Raw genomic sequence first — 16,383 nt, 5'->3', positions numbered from 1 at the left:
CGAGTGACCCGCCATGCTCTCGACCCTCCGCAGCATCGCCGCCCGCACCCTGCCCGACGGGGCCTCTCTGCGCCTCGCCGCCGATGTCCAGCGGTCACTGGAGTCCGCCTCCGATCCGGCCTCCCCCCGGGATCTCGAGCGGATCGTCGAGCACGCGGCGCGCACCGTCCCCTTCTACCGCCGCCGCGGCCCTCTCGAGCACGAGGACCTGCCCGTGGTCTCGAAGCCGATGATGGTCCGGTCCCTCGCCGACTTCCTGGCCGACGGCGCCGACGTGGACCGTCTCCCCTCTCGGCTCTCCTCGGGGACCTCCGGGATCGTCTTCCGCTCCACCTTCGACCGGCGCCGGATCTCCCGTCATCGCGCAGAGCTCGTCGGCGCCTACCGCTACCTGGGCGCCGACCCCTTCGGCACCTACCTGCACTGCCGGGAGTGGTTCCAGGTCACCCGCCGCGACCGCGCCGCTCATGCCCTGCGCGGGCAGCGCCTCTACGCCGCCGCGGTCGACGAGCCCACCATCCGCCGCACGGCGGCCTGGCTGCGCCGTCGCCGCGGAACCGTCCTCATCGGCCTGTGCTCCTACCTGGAGACGCTGCTGGCGCGATTCGATGACCTCGGCATCACCGTTCCCGTCGGCACCGTCTCGGTGGTCCTCGGCGTGGGAGAACCCGCCACCGAGGCCCTCCGGACGGCGAGCCGCCGCCAGCTCGGGGTCGATCTGAGCATGCGCTACTCGAACACCGAGAACGGCCTGCTGGGCTTCACGCGCGCCGGCTCGACGACGTACTCCCTCAACACCAGCGCCTTCCACATCGAGATCCTCGATCAGGATGCCGATCGGCCGGCGGCGCCCGGCGCGCTCGGACGGATCGTGGTGACCGACCTGCACAACCGCGCGATGCCGTTCCTGCGCTACGACACGGGCGACCTCGGCCGCTTCGCGCTCGACGGGGCGGGCCGGGTCCTGCCCGGGACCCTCGGCGAGCTCGCCGGCAGGGTCCGGGACTTCCCGCTCGCCGGCACCGCGGCATCCCCCCGTCGGGCCACGCATTTCACGATCCTCGAGCCGGTCGAGCAGATCCGTGAGATCACCCAGTTCCAGCTGCGTCAGCACGCTCTCGGGGAGTTCAGCTGGATCCTCACCGCACCCCGATCCAACGGCCTCGAAGCCCGCCTGCGCAGGATCCTCGACGAGGAGATCGGCGACATCGTCCGCTGCGACGTCGTGTACACCGACGGGGAGCTCCACTCCGGTGCCGGCAAGCGGCAGACCTTCGTCAACGAGATGCCGGATGTGGAGCAGCTGCTGGCGACGGCCGACCGGTCATGACTCTCAGCACCGCTCGACGACTCGCCGCCCGCGCCATGCCCCATGGCGTCTCCGAGACGACCTCCGCCGAGGTGCGGGGAGCTTTCGCCGCCTCCCGAGCGTCCGCCGAACCCGCCCGGATCGAGGGCATCATCGACGGCGCCGCGGCCACCGTCCCCTTCTATCGTCGCCTCGGGAACCGGCCGCTGCTCGAGCTGCCCGTCGTGGACAAGACGATGATGGTCCGCAGCCCCGAGGACTTCCTCGCCACCGGCGCCCGTCCCGGCCGCCTTCCGTCCCGGATGTCCTCGGGGAGCTCGGGAATCCCCTTCACCTCCTACCTCGATCCCGATCGCCTGGCACGGCACCGGTCGCAGCTGGTGGGTGGGTACCGCCACCTCGGCATCGATCCGTTCGGGCCGGTCGTCCACTGCCGCCCCTGGATCCACGCCACCCGGAGCCAGAGGCTCTCCTCCTCCCTGCGCGGCCAGATCCTCTATGCCGGAGAGCGGGAGGAGGCGACGCTGCGCCGGCTGGTCCGTCGCCTCTCCCGCGCGCGCGGCGCGCTCGTCGTCGGCCTCTCCTCGTTCGTCGAGATCCTCCTGCGCGCCCTCGAGGAGGAGGAGATCGAGATTCCCGACGGGTCTGTCGGCGCGGTGCTCGGCGTCGGGGAGCCCGCGTCCCGCTACCTCCTGCACCGAGCTCCGCGCGCCACCGGGGTCCCCCTCTCGCGGCGCTACTCGAGCATGGAGCTGGGGATCATGGGCCTGGCTCGCGGCGCCGACGAGCACTATCACCTGGACACCAGCACCTATCACGTGGAGATCCTGGAGACGGACTCCGATGCGCCCGCCGCCCCCGGCGCCGTGGGCCGGATCGTGGTCACGGACCTGCACAACCGCGCCATGCCCTTCCTCCGCTACGACACCGGCGACCTCGGGCGCCTGGCGCGGGACGCGTCCGGGAGCGCCGTGCCGAACGTGCTGGCCGAGCTCGTGGGCCGGCGCAGCGACATCCCCCTGGGCGGAACTCCCGAGGCGCCGGTGCGCGCCTCGTGCTACCGCCTGTTCATGCAGGTGGACCGCCTCGAGGGCATCCGGCAGTTCCAGCTGCGCCAGCACGCGATCGGCGAGTTCACCTGGGTGCTCAACGCGCAGCCCACGGCAGAGATCGAAGCCTCTGTCCGGCGCCTCCTCGCCGAGGAGATCGGAGACATCCGCCGTTGCCAGGTCGAGTTCGTCCCCGAGGTGCCCCTCTCCCAGTCGGGGAAGGCTCGCTTCTTCCTCAATGAGATCCCCGACCCGGACGCCCTGCTGCGCGCTCCCGGCCGCTGAGGACGCCCTCAGGAGCCGGCGCCGAGCGGCACGACGGGGTGCCGGCGTGCGATGGCGGCGGCGTACAGCTCCCGGAACGCGGGATCGATCCGGCGGCGGCACTCGTAGAGGTGCCCGAAGCGCTCCGCGTAGGCACGGAACCAGGTGTCGTCTCCGTGGAGGAAGAGGATGTCGTGGACGGTCATCCGCCGGATGGCCAGCAGCGGCACCGGCGAACGGTTGACCGGGAATCCCTCGTTGCGCGCCGAGGCCTCCTCGCACATCTCGTGGAACTGGCCGATCATCAGGCCCGCGTCCACCGCCTCGGACTTCACCAGCGCGTGCGCATCGTCGATGACCCGGCCCGTCGCCGAGGGGATGACGAGGACCAGCGCACGCAGGGAGTCCGCCCGCGAGGTGGTGGTGCTCGCGGCGAAGTCGGCCAGTCCCTGCCGCGCCACCTCGAGCACCTCCGCCACCGGATCGGTGCCGACGACGGGCACGGCGCGCACCTCGATCGCGTCCGCGGCCAGAGCGGGTCGCACGAAGGGGCAGACGGCTCCCGGTCGCGGCATGCTCGGATGCTCCCGCGTCAGATAGTCCTCGATCCAGGCGCGGGCGATCTGCACCGGGCACGCCCCGCTCATCGCTGATCCCGTCGTGAGGGGACGGGACCCGCGCCCGCGCCCCTGCCGCCGAGGCGCTCGAGCGCATCGGCCAGCGTCGCATCCACCCGAGCGCACTCCTCCGCGGTCAGCACCGAGCCGCTGGGCAGCGCGAGACCGGTCGCGAAGAGCTGCTCGGCCGCGCCCGTGACGCGTGCCGGGACGCCGGAGAAGGCGGGCTGGAGATGCATCGGCTTCCACAGCGGCCGGCACTCGATGCCGGCGCCGGTCAGGGCGGCGCCGAGCTCCGCGGCGGTGAAGCCCGCCATGGGCGCGTCGACGACGACGGCCGTGAGCCAGCAGTTGTCCTGCTCGTCCCCGGCGCGCTGGAACACCTCGATCCCCGGCACGGGCGCCACGATCGCGGCGTAGGCGGTGCGGCGCGCACGGCGCCGCTCGAGCATCCCGTCCAGCCGCGAGAGCTGCGCCCGGCCGACGGCCGCCAGCAGGTTCGAGAGCCGGTAGTTGTACCCGACCTCGCGATGCTCGTAGTGGGCGACGCTCTCGCGGGCCTGGGTGGCGAGGAAGCGCACGCGGTCCGCGGCGGCCTCGTCGTCGGTCAGGTACATGCCGCCCCCGGAGGTCGTCATCACCTTGTTGCCGTTGAAGGAGAGGATCGCGGCGTCGCCCAGCTTCCCGGCCGGGACGCCGCGATGGTGCGCGCCGAGCGACTCGGCGGAATCGACGAGCACACGGGCCCCGGCGTGGCGGGCGAGCTCCCGCAGGCGTCCGTGGTCGGAGCAGCGCCCCAGCAGGTCCACGGGCACGATCGCCGGGACGGAGCGGCCCGCGTCCGCGAGCTCGAGGAGGACCTCCTCGAGCAGCGCCGGGTCCATCTGGCCGGTGGCCGGGTCGACGTCGACGAAGTACGGGGTGGCCCCGGTGTAGGTGATCGCATTGGCGGTCGCCGCGAAGGTCATGGTCGCGGTGGGGACGACGTCCCCGGGACCGACGCCCCAGGCCAGCAGGCCCAGGTGGAGCGCCGCGGTCCCCGAGCTGAGGGCGACCGCGCGCCGCCGGCCCAGGCGCGCGGCCATCTCCTGCTCGAAGGCGTCCACGGCAGGGCCGAGAGGCGCGATCCAGCCGGAGTCGAAGGCCTCGGAGATCGCCGAGCGCTCGAGCGCGGTCACGTCGGGTCCGGACAGGAGGATCGATGCCATGGCTCAGAGCCCCACGGCCACGGGGAGGTCCATCGCGTCGCAGACGCGGGACATCGCCGTCAGGTACTCCGAGGCGCGGCGAGGCGCGACGGGCGCCGGGACGTCCCGGAGGTCCACCGGCGCCACCGGGACCCCGGAGATCAGCGGATGCCCCGTGGCGGCGCTGTCCTCGCCGGGGGCGAAGAGCACCTCGTGGAGCTTCTCGCCGGGCCGCAGCCCCGTGTAGACGATCTCGACCGTGCGGCCCGAGGCCTCGATGAGCTGCCGGGCCAGCTGGGCGATGGGCACGGGCTCCCCCATGTCCAGCACCATCGCCGTGCCGCTGCGGCCCACGACCGCGGCCTGCAGCACCAGCTGCACGGCCTCCGAGACGGTCATGAAGTACCGCGTGACCTCGGGGTCGGTGACGGTGACCGGGCCGCCGCGCTCGATCTGCGCGATGAAGGTGTGCAGCACCGAGCCGCGCGTGGCGAGCACGTTGCCGAAGCGCACGCTGACCCAGGAGCCGCCCGGGGCGGTCAGCGCCGTCCGGGCCGTGAGCCCCTCGGCGATCCGCTTGCTCAGGCCCAGCACGTTGTGGGGATCGGCGGCCTTGTCGGTCGAGATGTTCACGAAGCGCTCCACGCCGTGGCGCCGGGCCGCGGCGAGCACGTTGTGCGTGCCCAGCACGTTGGTCTTGTAGGCCTCGTCCGGGGATCTCTCGAGCATGTTGACGTGCTTGAGCGCGGCGGCGTGGAAGACCACCTCGGGGCGGTGGGCGGCGAAGACCGCCTCGAGCCGCTCGGCGTCGCGGATGTCCGCGAGCTCCATGTTCTCGCGGCCCAGATCAGCGGTGCCGCCCATGCTCAGCAGCAGCGCGTGCAGAGCCGATTCGTCGCGGTCCAGCATCACCAGCTCCCGCGGCGCGAAGGTCGAGATCTGCCGGCACAGCTCGGCGCCGATGGACCCTCCCGCCCCGGTCACCAGGACAGTCCTCCCGGCCAACATCGCGGAGATGGTGCTGAGGTCGGTGGCGACGGCCCGCCGGCCCAGCAGGTCCTGCGGCTGGATCTCGCGCAGGTCATGGATGGTGCGGCGATCCCCGTCGAGCATCTCGGGGAGGGCCGGGACGATCCTCACCGGCAGCCCGATCTCCCCGGCACGGGCGGTCAGGGCGCTCAGGGCCTCGGCGCTGATGACCGTCGTGGCGATCACGACGACGTCGGCGCGGGAGGCGATCGCGGCGGCCCGCATGTCGCCCGTGGCGCCCAGCACGGGGGCGCCGGCGTGGCGGAGGTTCCGCTTGCGCGGGTCGTCGTCGAGGAAGGCCGCCGGCTCCCAGCGCGAGCTCGGGTCGTGGCGCATGGAGTCCGCGAGGGAGCGGCCCACCTCGCCGGCGCCGACGATCAGCGCCCGGGCCGTGCACGCGGAACGGGGGTCCGGCACCGCGCGGGTCGCCGCCCGGCGCACCGCGTACCGGAGCATGCCGGCGAGGACCAGCACCACGGGGGCGGCGATGAGCGGCGCGGTGAGCGGGAGCATCCGCTCCCCCGCCACGGCGCCCAGCGCGGTGAGGACCAGGGCGGTGGCTCCCACGACGAGCGCGAGCGGCAGCAGCTCGTCGAAGCTGCCCACCAGATGGCGGCCCTGGTGGAGCCCGAACAGCCGCGCGACGAGGACATGGACCCCGGCGGCGATGGCGGCGCAGAGCAGCAGGCCGAGGATCGGGGTGCCGCCGGCCTCGAGGGTGCGGCCTGCGGTGAGCGCCGGGGTCTCCAGGCGCAGCCCGGAGGCGATCCACAGGCCGAAGCACCACAGCAGCGCGTCGAACAGGGCGAAGGGCAGCGTCACCGGCTGCAGCTCCCGTCGGGGCGCGGCGGGCGGGGACGGGGCCTGGGCCGGAGGTGCCGGCCTCGCCGCGCGGGAGGAGTCCCGCAGCGAGAAGATGGTCATGGCGTCCTTCCCCGGCGCCGCGCGGCCCGACGACCGGGCCTTGCGTCCTGTATGTCCGTTTTGCACGTTCTGTACGCTTTGGGACTATACACACGATATGCCCGCTTAGAAAGAGTGCCGTGTCGCCGGGGCGGCGCCCACACGCGACGACGCGCCGGCCCCGAAGGGCCGACGCGTCGTGGAGTGCTGCGGAGAAGCGGTGGGTCAGCGGGCGTTGAGGTGCTCCTGGAGCGCCTTGACCGTGCCGTAGGAGGTGCGGAAGTCCCAGGTGCCGTTGCTGCTGAGCCCGATGGCCTCGCGCAGCTTGCCGGTGGTCTCCGCACCGATCTTGCCGTCGGTCTCGGCGCCGACCTTGGCCTGCAGGGCCTTGATGTCGCTCGTGGACAGCGAGCCGTCCTGGTTCACCCCCACCCAGGCCTGGAGGGCGCGGGTGGTCTTGGGGCCGAACTTGCCGTCGACCACCAGGGCGGCGGAGCTCGAGGAGCCCGAGGAGCTCGCACCCGGGGCCGGGGCGGCCGGGGCGCCGCTGTTGAGGAACTGCTGCAGCGCCTTGACCGTCGAGTAGCTGCTGCGGAAGTCCCAGGTGCCGTTGCTGCTCAGCCCGATGGCCTGACGCAGCTTGCCGGTGGTCTCCGCGCCGATCTTGCCGTCGGCCACGGCGCCGACCTTCGTCTGCAGGGCCTTGATGTCGCTCGTGGACAGCGAGCCGTCCTCGCTCACGCCCACCCAGCGCTGGAGGGAGGCGGCGGTCTTGGGGCCGAACTTGCCGTCGACCACGAGGCTCGAGGGGGCGCTGGTGCGATCGTCGTCGCGCGAGGCCGCGCCGCCCGCGGTGGAGCCTCCGGGCTGGGCGCTGCTGTCCGCACCGCCGTTGTCCCGGGTGAGGCCCGCACGCTTCCCGCACGTGGGCCAGGCGCCGGGGCCCTGCTGGGCCAGGGTGCGCTTCGCGACGGCGATCTGCTCGGACTTGGAGGCCTTGTCCGCGGTGGAGGCGTAGGAGGTGCCGCCGAAGGCCGCCCAGGTGGAGCGCGAGAACTGCAGGCCGCCGTAGTAGCCGTTGCCGGTGTTGATCGACCAGTTGCCGCCGGACTCGCACTGCGCGACCCGGTCCCACACGGTGCCCTCGGCGCTCGCGACGCCGCCGCCGGCGACGCTGAGGCCCGCGGCGAGCGCGGCACCGCCGGTCGCAGCGGCCATCTTGGGGGCCATGCGGGCACCGCGGAAGTAGGTGGCCGTGCCCTCGGCACGGTGGGTGGGGGTTCGACGGGATGCAGACATCGGGGAACTCCTGGAGGAAGGGACGGACATCGACGAGCACGGTGCGCACGGGGGACGTGCACGGGCAGGCCCGGGACGAGCGGAGGAGGACGATGCGCCGGCGGTCGGGCCCGGCGCCTCGGAACAGGACGATGACCTGCGCGCCTGCGCAGGTCACGGTTCCACCGTGCCGTGCCTGCGCCGTGCGGGCCAGGTCGCAATACCAGTTCGGACCCGCGATTTGGGGGAATCTTTACCGGAAACGGTGAGCCCATGAATGACATCCGCGGAACTACTGAGGACAATCCTCTCCCGCGCCGCGGCCCGGAGGTCGCCGGTGCCGACGCTATCCTTCCCAGGTGCCCACCCCCCGTCGCCTCGGCGCCCTCCCCGTCCTCTGGCGGACGCTCGCGGTGCTGCTCTGCCTGGGGGTTCTGCTGACCGGTGCCCTGACGCGCTCCAACGACCTCTTCCCGCTCGGCGTGCTCGACCAGTTCTCCAAGGGCACCGATCCGGCCGGCGAGGTGGTCAACACCTGCCTGCAGGGCCGGCGCGGGACCGGCGAGTGGTTCGACATTCCCTTCGGCTCGCGCAGCGTGGGCATCGGCCGGGCCGAGGTGGAGAACACCCTCGAGCAGATCCGCGAGGACCCGGAGCTGCTCGCCCCGCTCGCCGCCGAGTACGACCGCCGCCACGCCGGACAGGAGCCGCTCACCGAGCTCGTCCTGTGCCAGCGCATCACCTCGCTCGAGGACGGCACCGCGACCGGCGAGGAGGAGTTCGTGGTGGTCGTCCGCTGGAGCGCGCCGTGAGGGCGCTCCTCTTCCCGGCCCTCCCGCTCGCCCGGGTGCAGGTGATGCGGGTGATCGTGTACGCGATGGTCGCCCTGGACGTGCTGACGCTGTCCTCCGACGTCCTCTCCCATGCCCGCAATCCCGGGTACTACGCCCCGGTGCTGTTCGCACGGTGGCTGCACCTGCCGGCGGTGACCCCGCTGGTGGCGTACACGCTGCTGGCGCTGATCCTCGGCGGCTGCGCCGTCGCCCTCGCGGGACGCCGGCCGCGCGCCGCCGGCGCGGTGGTCGCGGTCGCCTTCACGCTCTGGATGCTCTACAGCAACTCCTACGGCTACGTCGCCCACGACCACCTGGCGCTGATGGTCGCGGTCGCGGTGCTGCCGACGGTCCCCCTCCCCCGCACCGACGGCCGCGGCGACGGTCCGGACGCATCCAGCGAGGCGGCCGGATGGGCGCTGCGGGCGATCCAGATCGCGGTGGTCTGCACCTACTTCTTCTCCGTGATCCCCAAGATCCTCTACTCGGGCTCGCTCGCGGCCTGGGGGAACAGCGCGATCCTCACCTGGGCGTCGATCCGTCGCGGCAGCGTGGTGGCGCATTGGCTGGTCGAGACGATGCCCTGGATCTTCGTGCCGGCGCAATGGGCGGGCCTGGCTCTCGAGCTGCTCTCGCCCGTGGTGCTGCTGCTGCGGGGCCGGGCGCTGTACGTCGCGGTCGCCCTGTACCTCGGCTTCCACCTGGCGACCCTCGTGCTGCTGGGCATCCACTTCCTGCCCACGGTCGTGTGCTGGGCGGCGTTCCTGCCGCTCGAGAGGCTCCCGGTGGCCCTGCGCCGCCGGGTCAGCGGGCGATCTCGCAGACGCTGATCGTGCCGTCGGACTGCGGGTCCTCGACCTCGATCACCGTGCCGTGGCAGCCGCTGCCCGCGCCGCGGCCCACGTGCAGCAGCTCGGTCCGCAGCGCGCCGCCGCCGTCCGGCCGGCTGACGGCCCCGATCGGGAAGGTGACGATCCGGGCCTCGACCTCCTCCCCCGCGGAGGCGGACTTCGGGGTGAACACGGCGCGACCGTCCTCGCCGGCGACGGACCACGCATCGGCCACCCAGGGGGTGAACCGGTAGGTGTCGGGCGGCGTGACCGTCCAGGTCCCCTCGCCCGCCCGGATCACCGCCCCCTGCTCGTCCACCACGCCGAAGGGGCAGCCGACGGGCTGCGGCGAGGTGCTGCGGGCGCACTCCTCGAGCTGGGCCTCGAGGTCCGCGATCACCTCCTTCCGCCCGGAGGCGCTGAGGTCGTAGGACAGCGTGGTCTCGACGTGGCGGCCGTGCTCGAGCGTCGGGGGGACCTCGAGGCGTGCCGGCACCGGGGTGCGCAGGGCGTCCGCCTCCGGCAGGGACAGCACGTAGGCGCCCGGGGGAAGCTGCAGGAGCACCCCCGAGCGCCCGTAGCCGCTGCCGAATCCGGCCAGGTCCGCCACCGGAAGGGTCACGCCGTTGATGATCAGCTCCTCGGGGGCGGTGGGGGTGAGCACCACCTGCAGGGGCATGATGACGGGATCGAGCTCCCAGGTCACCGGGGAGAAGGAGCCCGCCGAGCGCGCGGTGAGGGTGAAGGTGCTGGTCCGGGCGGCGGTGCCGGTCTCGAGCAGAGCGGTGACGACGGCCGCGTCGCCGCTGCGCTCCACCGCGGTGATGCGGTAGTCGATGACCCGCTCGGTGGCTCCGGCGAGGATCTCGTCGGTGATCGCGGCGCTGCTGGCCCGGTCCCGCGCCTCGAGGTGCGCGCGCACCACCTGCGCGTCGCCGGCGACGAGCGCGTCGAGGTAGTCGCGCACCGCCTGCTCGGGGCCGCCGCCGGTCATGAGCACCCGGGGCAGGATCGTCACCAGCGCCAGGAGCAGGGCGAGGCTCCCCAAGAGCGCGATCGCGGGCCGCGCGGCACGCGATCGGCCGGCGGCGGCGGGCGGGGGCTCGGCCAGGGGCGCCCTCAGCTCGGCGGTGCCGGGCTGCGCCGCGGACCATCCCCGGGGGAGGGTCCGTGCGGCCTGGCTGCGCGGGGACGGGCTCATGGTGGCGCGGGACCGAGGGGCGATGCGCCGTCGCGGCCCCGTGGAACCAGGCTACCGCCGTCGGCCGACGGGGGCCATAGCCCTTCGGAGCGGCAGGCGCCGGGCGCCCGCCCTCAGCGCGCGCCCGGCGCGGACCGCTCCCGCGCGCGGTCGGCGACGCTCACGCCCATCGCGACCAGGGTGAGCGCCATGATGATGGTGATCGCGATGATGAACGCCTCGTACCAGGCGTGGCCGCCCTCGGTGAGGGAGAAGATGATGCCCGGGATCATCGCCGTGCCGATCGCCGCGCCGGTGCGCTGGCCCAGCTGCAGGATGCCGCCGGCCACCCCGCCGAAACGGGGGTCCACGGAGTTCAGGGTGAGGGTCTGGTTCGGGGAGATCGTCATGCCCTGGCTGATGCCCATCAGGGTCAGGGGCACCGCGAGCAGCCAGAAGGGCACCGCCCCGGTCTCCACGAATCCGGCCAGCACCCCCGTGGCCCCGAGGCCCACGAAGGAGACCCCGAAGCCGATGATCACCATACGGCGCCCCATGGTCAGCACGTAGCGGCCGGCGACCTGGGAGGTGATCGCGGCGGCGACCGAGGAGGGCAGGCCCATCAGCGAGGCCTCGAAGGCCGTGTGGTGCAGGTGCATCTGCAGGAACAGCGGGATGATGATCCACACGCTGGTGGCCCCGAGGAAGTACACCGAGACGATGAGGATGCCGTTGCGGAACGCCTGGTTGGTGAAGATGGCGGTGTCCACCATCGGCGGGCGGCCGTGGCGCTTGTAGCGCTGCTCCCAGGCCCACCACGCGCCGAGCACCAGCAGGCCCGCGGGGAAGGACAGCCACACCAGCGCGCTCGCGCCGCGCTCGAGGAACGGCAGCATGATCCCGAGGATGGCCAGGCACAGCAGGAGCGTGCCCACGGGGTCCAGATCGGGCCGGCTGCGCCCGCGCGCCCGGTCGTCGGGGATGTACTTCAGCGCGCCGACGATCGCGGCCACGCCGATCGGGACGTTCATGAGGAACATCCAGCGCCAGCCCTGGTCCGGACCCAGGATCTGGATCAGGGCGCCACCGATCACGGGCCCGATCGCGGTGGCGACGGCGACGGTGGTGGCGAGCAGCGCGAAGGCGCGGGCGCGGTCCTGGCCGCGGAAGTGCTGCTGGATGAGCGCCACGGTCTGCGGATTCAGCAGCCCCGAGCCGATGCCCTGCAGGATCCGCGCCACGTTGAGCACCTCCACGCTCGGCGCGAGACCGCTGAGCAGGGAGCCGGCCGTGAACACGGCGACGCCCACGATCAGCATCCGGCGCCGCCCCGTGGCATCTCCGGCCCGCCCTGCGGGCACCAGCAGCATCCCGAAGGCGAGCGCGTAGCCGGAGATCACCCACTGCAGGGAGCCGGTGTCCGCCTCGAGGCCCTCGCCGATGGCGGTGAGCGCCACGTTGATCACGCTCACGGCGATGAGCGCCATGAACAGCGGGGCGAGGAGGACGGCGAGCAGGGGTCGGCGCCGCACCTGGGGGGCGGGCGCGCTGGGGTCGGGGATCACCTCAGCAGGATATGCACGGACTGCAGAGTTCGGGCGCGGCGCCGGTGTGCCGGTGGGCACGCCGGGCCGCGCCCGACGGGCTCAGCTCTGCGGCGGGGGCGGGGGCTGCTGGGGCCCGCCGAAGGGGCTGATCCCGGCCCCGGTCAGGGGACCGCGGGCGTCGTCGCGATACGGACCGGTGGGGATGACGTAGGACGTCCGCTCGGCCAGCAGCGGCGCCGCCAGCTGGACCTCGCGCGTGGCCGGGCGGGCGCTGTAGTCGGCGCCGGCGAAGCGCCCGAACTGGTTCGCGAACCCGGCGGGACGGATCCGGTCCGCCGCACCGAGCATCGCCAGGGCGTCGCTCGGGGTCGGGTACTGGGAGGACCAGGCGCTGCCCGGGGGCAGGGGCGAGGTGAACAGCGCACCCTGCGGGCGGATCCACAGGGCACCGGGCTTGGAGCGGTCACGCAGGGCATGGGCGCGCCAGGTGGTCACCGGGTGGGAGGAGAACCAGTTGACGACGTGCACGAAGAAGCTCGGGTCGGTCGCGGCACGATCGGCCAGCTCGTTGACGTTGACCTCGGCGTTGAGGTACTTCCCGCCGGAGAGCAGACCCATCGTCCCGGCGGCTCCGCCTGGGGCGACGGTGTAGCCGAAGTTGTCCGCGGTGTACTCCTGGGCGCGGGAGAGCGCCGACCCGAGGATCGGCACATAGCTCAGCACGTTGGTGAACACCAGGCGGAAGTAGGAGACGTGGCCGGCGGCGATGTGGCCGACCTCGTGGCCGATGACGAACCGCAGCGCCTCGCGATCCCGGTTCTCGCCGCCGGCCTCGAAGAGGTCCGAGTAGACGACGACGAAGCGGCGGAATCCGTGGCCGGCGGCGAAGGCGTTGACCGAGCCGCTGCCCATCTGCACGTAGGCGTCGGGAACGCGCCGCAGTCCGTACTGCTGGGCGGCCTCCGCGACCATCCGGTAGCCCTCGGGAAACTGGGTGGGGCTCATCCGCACCGACGTGGCGCGCAGCTGCGCGTACATCATGGCGCGCGCCCAGAAGGCGAGCAGCGGGAACGCCGGCAGGATGAGCACCAGCTGGATGAACAGCGGGATGATGCCCACGTACTGGTAGAGGCTGTCGACGGTCTCCTGACCCTCGACGATGCGCAGCACCAGGGTGGAGATCATCAGCACGGCCCAGGCGATGTAGGCGAGGATCGTCAGCACCACGCCGGTCCACAGCAGCGGCAGCTCCCACGGGTGCCGGATGCCCTTGCGGCCCATGATGCCGTGGGTGGTGGCACCGTTGACCAGGGTCGGTCCCTGCATGCCCGCGGGGTTCGGCCCGCCGCCGGGCTGGGCGCCGGGAGCGGGCGAGCCCGGCCCGGAGGGGAGACCGCCCGACGGCGGGGAGCCGGGGAACTGCGGGGGTCCTGAGGGCGGTTGGGCCATGTCGTGCGCTCCTTGAGTCCATCAGCCGGGATCGGGCCTCCGCAGAGGATATCCCTGCAGGGTGTCCCGCGTCTCATCCCGTCCCGGCGGTGGACGAGGGAGCCGAGGGCGCGGACGCGACGTCTTGGTATCTTCCGTGCGGGAGCCCGCGAGCGGGCCGCCCTCCCCCGCACCGTCCGGCGCGGGGTCCCGGGGACGACGGAGACGGCATGCTGCTGGAGAACCTGATCTCGATGTGGTGGATCACGCTGGTCGCCGTCCTCGCCCCGATCCTCGCCCTGGTCACCCGTCGCACCGTGCCGGACGCGGTGTGGCTGCTCGCCTTCGGCGCCCTCATCGGCCCGCACGCCCTGGGCCTCGCCGAGCCCACCGAGTCGGTGGAGTTCCTCCGCGAGCTGGGACTGGGACTGCTGTTCCTGTTGGCCGGCTTCGAGGTGAACCCCCGGGACATGCGCTCGCGGCAGGGCCGTCAGGCGGCGCTGACCTGGCTGCTCTGCGCCGCCCTAGGGTTCGGCGCGGCGATGCTCTTCGTGGGAGGGGACGTGCAGATCGCGGTGGTCCTCGCGATCGCCTCCACCTCGACGGCGCTGGGGACCCTGCTGCCGATCCTCAAGGACTCCGGCGTCATCGAGTCACCGCTGGGACGCTCGGTGATGGTGCACGGGGCCTTCGGCGAGCTGCTGCCGATCGTCGCGATGTCCCTGCTGCTCTCGACCCGCGGATCGTGGCAGGCGGCGATCGTGCTGATCGTCTTCGCCGTCGCCGCCGTGGCGACCGTGGCGATCCCCTCCCGCTTCTTCCGGCACGTGCCATTGCTGGGGCGCTCCTTCGCCGCGGCGGCGAACACGACGATGCAGACCACCGTCCGGGTGACCTTCCTGATCCTCGTGACGCTCATGATGCTCACGGCGGTGCTCGAGCTCGACGTCGCCCTCGGCGCCTTCACCGCCGGGCTGCTGGTCAGCTCCGTGCTGCGGGCGAAGAACCCCGAGCACGCCCAGGAGGTCATGCACAAGATCGAGGTGGTGGGCTTCAGCCTGCTGATCCCCGTGTTCTTCGTGACCAGCGGGATGGAGATCGACGTCGCCGCGGTCCTCGCCCGGTGGCCGATGCTGCTGGCCTTCACCGCGACGATCCTCCTGGTGCGGGGTCTGCCGGTGTTCCTCCGCGAGCAGTGGACCTCCACGGACTCGGGGCTCGCCACGAGGCCCGAGCGCGCGGCACTGGGTCTCTACGCCGCCACCGGACTGCCGATGATCGTCGCCGTCACCCAGATCGCCGTCTCCTCGGAGCTGATCTCCGAGACCATCGCCTCGGTGCTGGTCACCGCCGGTGCGGTCACGGTGCTGATCTTCCCGCTGGCCGCGGGGCAGCTGATGCGCCGCGGGGCGAGCACCCCGAGCGCGGACGGCTCCGTCCCGGCCTCGGCGCCGCGGTAGCGCGGCGCCCCGGCCTCAGCGCAGCAGGCGCCGCAGCAGGGCGCTGCGGGGACGGGTGTACGGCGGGTAGACCAGGCGCAGCGTGTCCGGCCGCAGCGGCTTGCGCACCACGGGCTTGGCATGGGTGAAGGCCTCGAGGCCCGCGCGGCCGTGATAGGCGCCCGTCCCGGACTCCCCCACTCCGCCGAAGGGCATCCCCGGGGTCCCGATGTGCGCGAGGGTCAGGCCCAGCGCGAGGGACCCGGAGGAGGTCTCCGCGGCGAAGCGCTCCTCGAGGTCGGCGTCCCGCGAGAACAGGTACAGAGTCAGGGGCTGATCCCCCGCGCGGATCCGGGCGATCGCCTCGTCGGGGCCGTCGACGGTGAGGATCGGCAGCACGGGGCCGAAGATCTCCTCGGCCATCACCGGATCATCCCAGTCCACGTCGGTCATGATCGTCGGCGGGAGGTACCGCGCGTCGGGATCGGCCTCGGCGGTGCCGCCCAGCACGCACCGCTCGTCGTCGATCAGGGCGAGCACCCGCTCGAGGTGCCGCCGGGACACCATCCGCCCGTAGTCGGCCGCGCGCCGCGGGGACCGGCCGTACAGCGAGCGCACGGCGCGCAGCAGGTGCGGGACCAGCGCCCTCGCCGTCTCCGGGGTGGCCATGAGGTAGTCCGGCGCGATGCAGGTCTGCCCGGCGTTGGTGAACTTCCCCCAGACGATCCGGCGAGCGGCCGCGGCGAGGTCCACCCCGTCGTCGACGAACACGGGGGACTTCCCGCCCAGCTCGAGGATCGTCGGCGTGAGGTGCTCGGCGGCGGCGCGCGCCACGATCCGCCCCACCCGGGCGCTGCCGGTGTAGAAGATCAGGTCGAAGCGCTGCTCGAGGAGGATCGTGGTCTCCTCCACGCCGCCCTCGACCACCCGCACCCAGGCGGGGTCGAGGTGGGTGCGCACCAGGTGGGCGAGCGCCGCGGAGGTCGCCGGCGCCACCTCGCTGGGCTTCAGCACCGCGGTGTTGCCGCCGGCGATCGCGGCGACGAGCGGGGCGAGGGTGAGGTTCACCGGGTAGTTCCAGGGCGCGATGATCAGCGTGGTGCCCAGGGGCTCGCGGTGCAGGCGACCGGTGGACGGGGCGAGCAGGGGACCCAGGCGCAGCGGCTGCGGGCGCAGCCAGGACCGCAGGTGCTTCAGGGCCTCGGTGATCTCCTGGCGCGCCACGCCGATCTCGGTCAGCAGGCTCTCGGTGCGGGATTTGCCGAGGTCCTCGGCGAGGGCGCGGACCAGGGCCGGCTCCTCGTGCCGCAGGCCGCGCCGGAGCGCCTCGAGCTGGGCGCGGCGCGCGTCGAGGCCGCGGGTGGTGCCGGCGTCGAAGGAGTCGCGGAGTGCGGAGACGTCGGCCTGGAGGTGCGCGCGCAGCGCGTCGTCGGCGGGAGGGGTCGGCATGCGCCCAGCGTAGGTCCCGCGCCCGGTCCCCGTCGCGGCCG

13 protein-coding genes are annotated in these 16,383 nt (G+C 73.1%); 5 read left to right on the top strand and 8 right to left on the bottom strand.

Going from position 1 to position 16,383, the window contains the following annotated elements:
• Nucleotides 1–13: 13 nt before the first annotated feature.
• On the top strand, nt 14–1,330 hold the full coding sequence (locus CXH06_RS01070) for a hypothetical protein (protein WP_114853291.1): 1,317 nt from the start codon (nt 14–16) through the stop codon (nt 1,328–1,330).
• On the top strand, nt 1,327–2,643 hold the full coding sequence (locus tag CXH06_RS01065) for a hypothetical protein (RefSeq protein WP_157975543.1): 1,317 nt from the start codon (nt 1,327–1,329) through the stop codon (nt 2,641–2,643). The genes CXH06_RS01070 and CXH06_RS01065 overlap by 4 nt, the downstream gene beginning before the upstream one ends.
• Nucleotides 2,644–2,651: 8 nt before the next feature.
• Here the strand turns inward: CXH06_RS01065 and CXH06_RS01060 are convergent, their stop codons facing one another.
• The 4 genes from CXH06_RS01060 to CXH06_RS01045 all read right to left on the bottom strand — a co-directional run bounded on the left by CXH06_RS01060 (nt 2,652) and on the right by CXH06_RS01045 (nt 7,657).
• Complete coding sequence (locus CXH06_RS01060; RefSeq protein WP_157975542.1) at nt 2,652–3,269, bottom strand: DUF6875 domain-containing protein; 618 nt, start codon at nt 3,267–3,269, stop codon at nt 2,652–2,654.
• Nucleotides 3,266–4,447: a DegT/DnrJ/EryC1/StrS aminotransferase family protein gene (locus CXH06_RS01055; protein ID WP_114853288.1), complete on the bottom strand. Its 1,182-nt coding sequence runs from the start codon at nt 4,445–4,447 to the stop codon at nt 3,266–3,268. Before CXH06_RS01055 ends, CXH06_RS01060 begins: the two co-directional genes overlap by 4 nt.
• Before the next feature lie 3 nt (nt 4,448–4,450).
• Nucleotides 4,451–6,379 (bottom strand): nucleoside-diphosphate sugar epimerase/dehydratase, encoded by a 1,929-nt coding sequence (locus tag CXH06_RS01050; RefSeq protein WP_114853287.1) that lies wholly within the window; start codon nt 6,377–6,379, stop codon nt 4,451–4,453.
• 204 nt (nt 6,380–6,583) lie between these two features.
• Entirely contained in the window at nt 6,584–7,657 is a 1,074-nt protein-coding gene (locus CXH06_RS01045; protein ID WP_114853286.1) for a transglycosylase family protein, read from the bottom strand.
• Nucleotides 7,658–7,995: 338 nt separating this feature from the next.
• Between CXH06_RS01045 and CXH06_RS01040 the strand changes: the two genes are divergently transcribed.
• Together CXH06_RS01040 and CXH06_RS01035 are read left to right on the top strand one after the other, a co-directional pair.
• Nucleotides 7,996–8,448, top strand: coding sequence for a hypothetical protein (locus tag CXH06_RS01040; protein ID WP_114853285.1), 453 nt, complete (start codon nt 7,996–7,998; stop codon nt 8,446–8,448).
• Entirely contained in the window at nt 8,445–9,299 is an 855-nt protein-coding gene (locus CXH06_RS01035) for a hypothetical protein (protein WP_232820138.1), read from the top strand. The genes CXH06_RS01040 and CXH06_RS01035 overlap by 4 nt, the downstream gene beginning before the upstream one ends.
• Here the strand turns inward: CXH06_RS01035 and CXH06_RS01030 are convergent.
• The 3 genes from CXH06_RS01030 to CXH06_RS01020 form a co-directional block, all read right to left on the bottom strand.
• Nucleotides 9,274–10,500 (bottom strand): hypothetical protein, encoded by a 1,227-nt coding sequence (locus CXH06_RS01030; protein ID WP_114853284.1) that lies wholly within the window; start codon nt 10,498–10,500, stop codon nt 9,274–9,276. The two genes, CXH06_RS01035 and CXH06_RS01030, sit on opposite strands and share 26 nt — an antisense overlap.
• A 113-nt stretch (nt 10,501–10,613) precedes the next feature.
• Nucleotides 10,614–12,044: an MFS transporter gene (locus CXH06_RS01025; protein ID WP_114853283.1), complete on the bottom strand. Its 1,431-nt coding sequence runs from the start codon at nt 12,042–12,044 to the stop codon at nt 10,614–10,616.
• An 81-nt stretch (nt 12,045–12,125) separates the two neighbouring features.
• On the bottom strand, nt 12,126–13,475 hold the full coding sequence (locus tag CXH06_RS01020) for a M48 family metallopeptidase (protein WP_114853282.1): 1,350 nt from the start codon (nt 13,473–13,475) through the stop codon (nt 12,126–12,128).
• A gap of 209 nt (nt 13,476–13,684) precedes the next feature.
• Here CXH06_RS01020 and CXH06_RS01015 point away from each other — a divergent pair, with 209 nt between their 5' ends.
• Nucleotides 13,685–14,914 (top strand): cation:proton antiporter, encoded by a 1,230-nt coding sequence (locus CXH06_RS01015; RefSeq protein WP_114853281.1) that lies wholly within the window; start codon nt 13,685–13,687, stop codon nt 14,912–14,914.
• 15 nt (nt 14,915–14,929) lie between these two features.
• On the opposite strand, the gene CXH06_RS01010 is transcribed toward CXH06_RS01015, so the two are convergent.
• A complete protein-coding gene (locus CXH06_RS01010) occupies nt 14,930–16,342 on the bottom strand; it encodes an aldehyde dehydrogenase family protein (RefSeq protein ID WP_114853280.1) in 1,413 nt (470 codons plus the stop codon).
• Nucleotides 16,343–16,383 lie beyond the last annotated feature (41 nt).

The organism is Brachybacterium sp. YJGR34, assembly GCF_003347015.1.
Taxonomy (GTDB): Bacteria; Actinomycetota; Actinomycetes; order Actinomycetales; family Dermabacteraceae; genus Brachybacterium.
The sequence above is the reverse complement of the archived record's forward strand: the minus strand, read 5'-3'. Positions and strand labels throughout refer to the sequence as shown.

Coding starts and splice junctions, on each gene's coding strand:
- CXH06_RS01015 (WP_114853281.1), top strand. CDS start 13,685: ATGCTGCTGGAGAACCTGATCTCGATGTGGTGGATCACGCTGGTCGCC.
- CXH06_RS01065 (WP_157975543.1), top strand. CDS start 1,327: ATGACTCTCAGCACCGCTCGACGACTCGCCGCCCGCGCCATGCCCCAT.
- CXH06_RS01060 (WP_157975542.1), bottom strand. CDS start 3,269: ATGAGCGGGGCGTGCCCGGTGCAGATCGCCCGCGCCTGGATCGAGGAC.
- CXH06_RS01030 (WP_114853284.1), bottom strand. CDS start 10,500: ATGAGCCCGTCCCCGCGCAGCCAGGCCGCACGGACCCTCCCCCGGGGA.
- CXH06_RS01055 (WP_114853288.1), bottom strand. CDS start 4,447: ATGGCATCGATCCTCCTGTCCGGACCCGACGTGACCGCGCTCGAGCGC.
- CXH06_RS01070 (WP_114853291.1), top strand. CDS start 14: ATGCTCTCGACCCTCCGCAGCATCGCCGCCCGCACCCTGCCCGACGGG.
- CXH06_RS01010 (WP_114853280.1), bottom strand. CDS start 16,342: ATGCCGACCCCTCCCGCCGACGACGCGCTGCGCGCGCACCTCCAGGCC.
- CXH06_RS01045 (WP_114853286.1), bottom strand. CDS start 7,657: ATGTCTGCATCCCGTCGAACCCCCACCCACCGTGCCGAGGGCACGGCC.
- CXH06_RS01020 (WP_114853282.1), bottom strand. CDS start 13,475: ATGGCCCAACCGCCCTCAGGACCCCCGCAGTTCCCCGGCTCCCCGCCG.
- CXH06_RS01050 (WP_114853287.1), bottom strand. CDS start 6,379: ATGACCATCTTCTCGCTGCGGGACTCCTCCCGCGCGGCGAGGCCGGCA.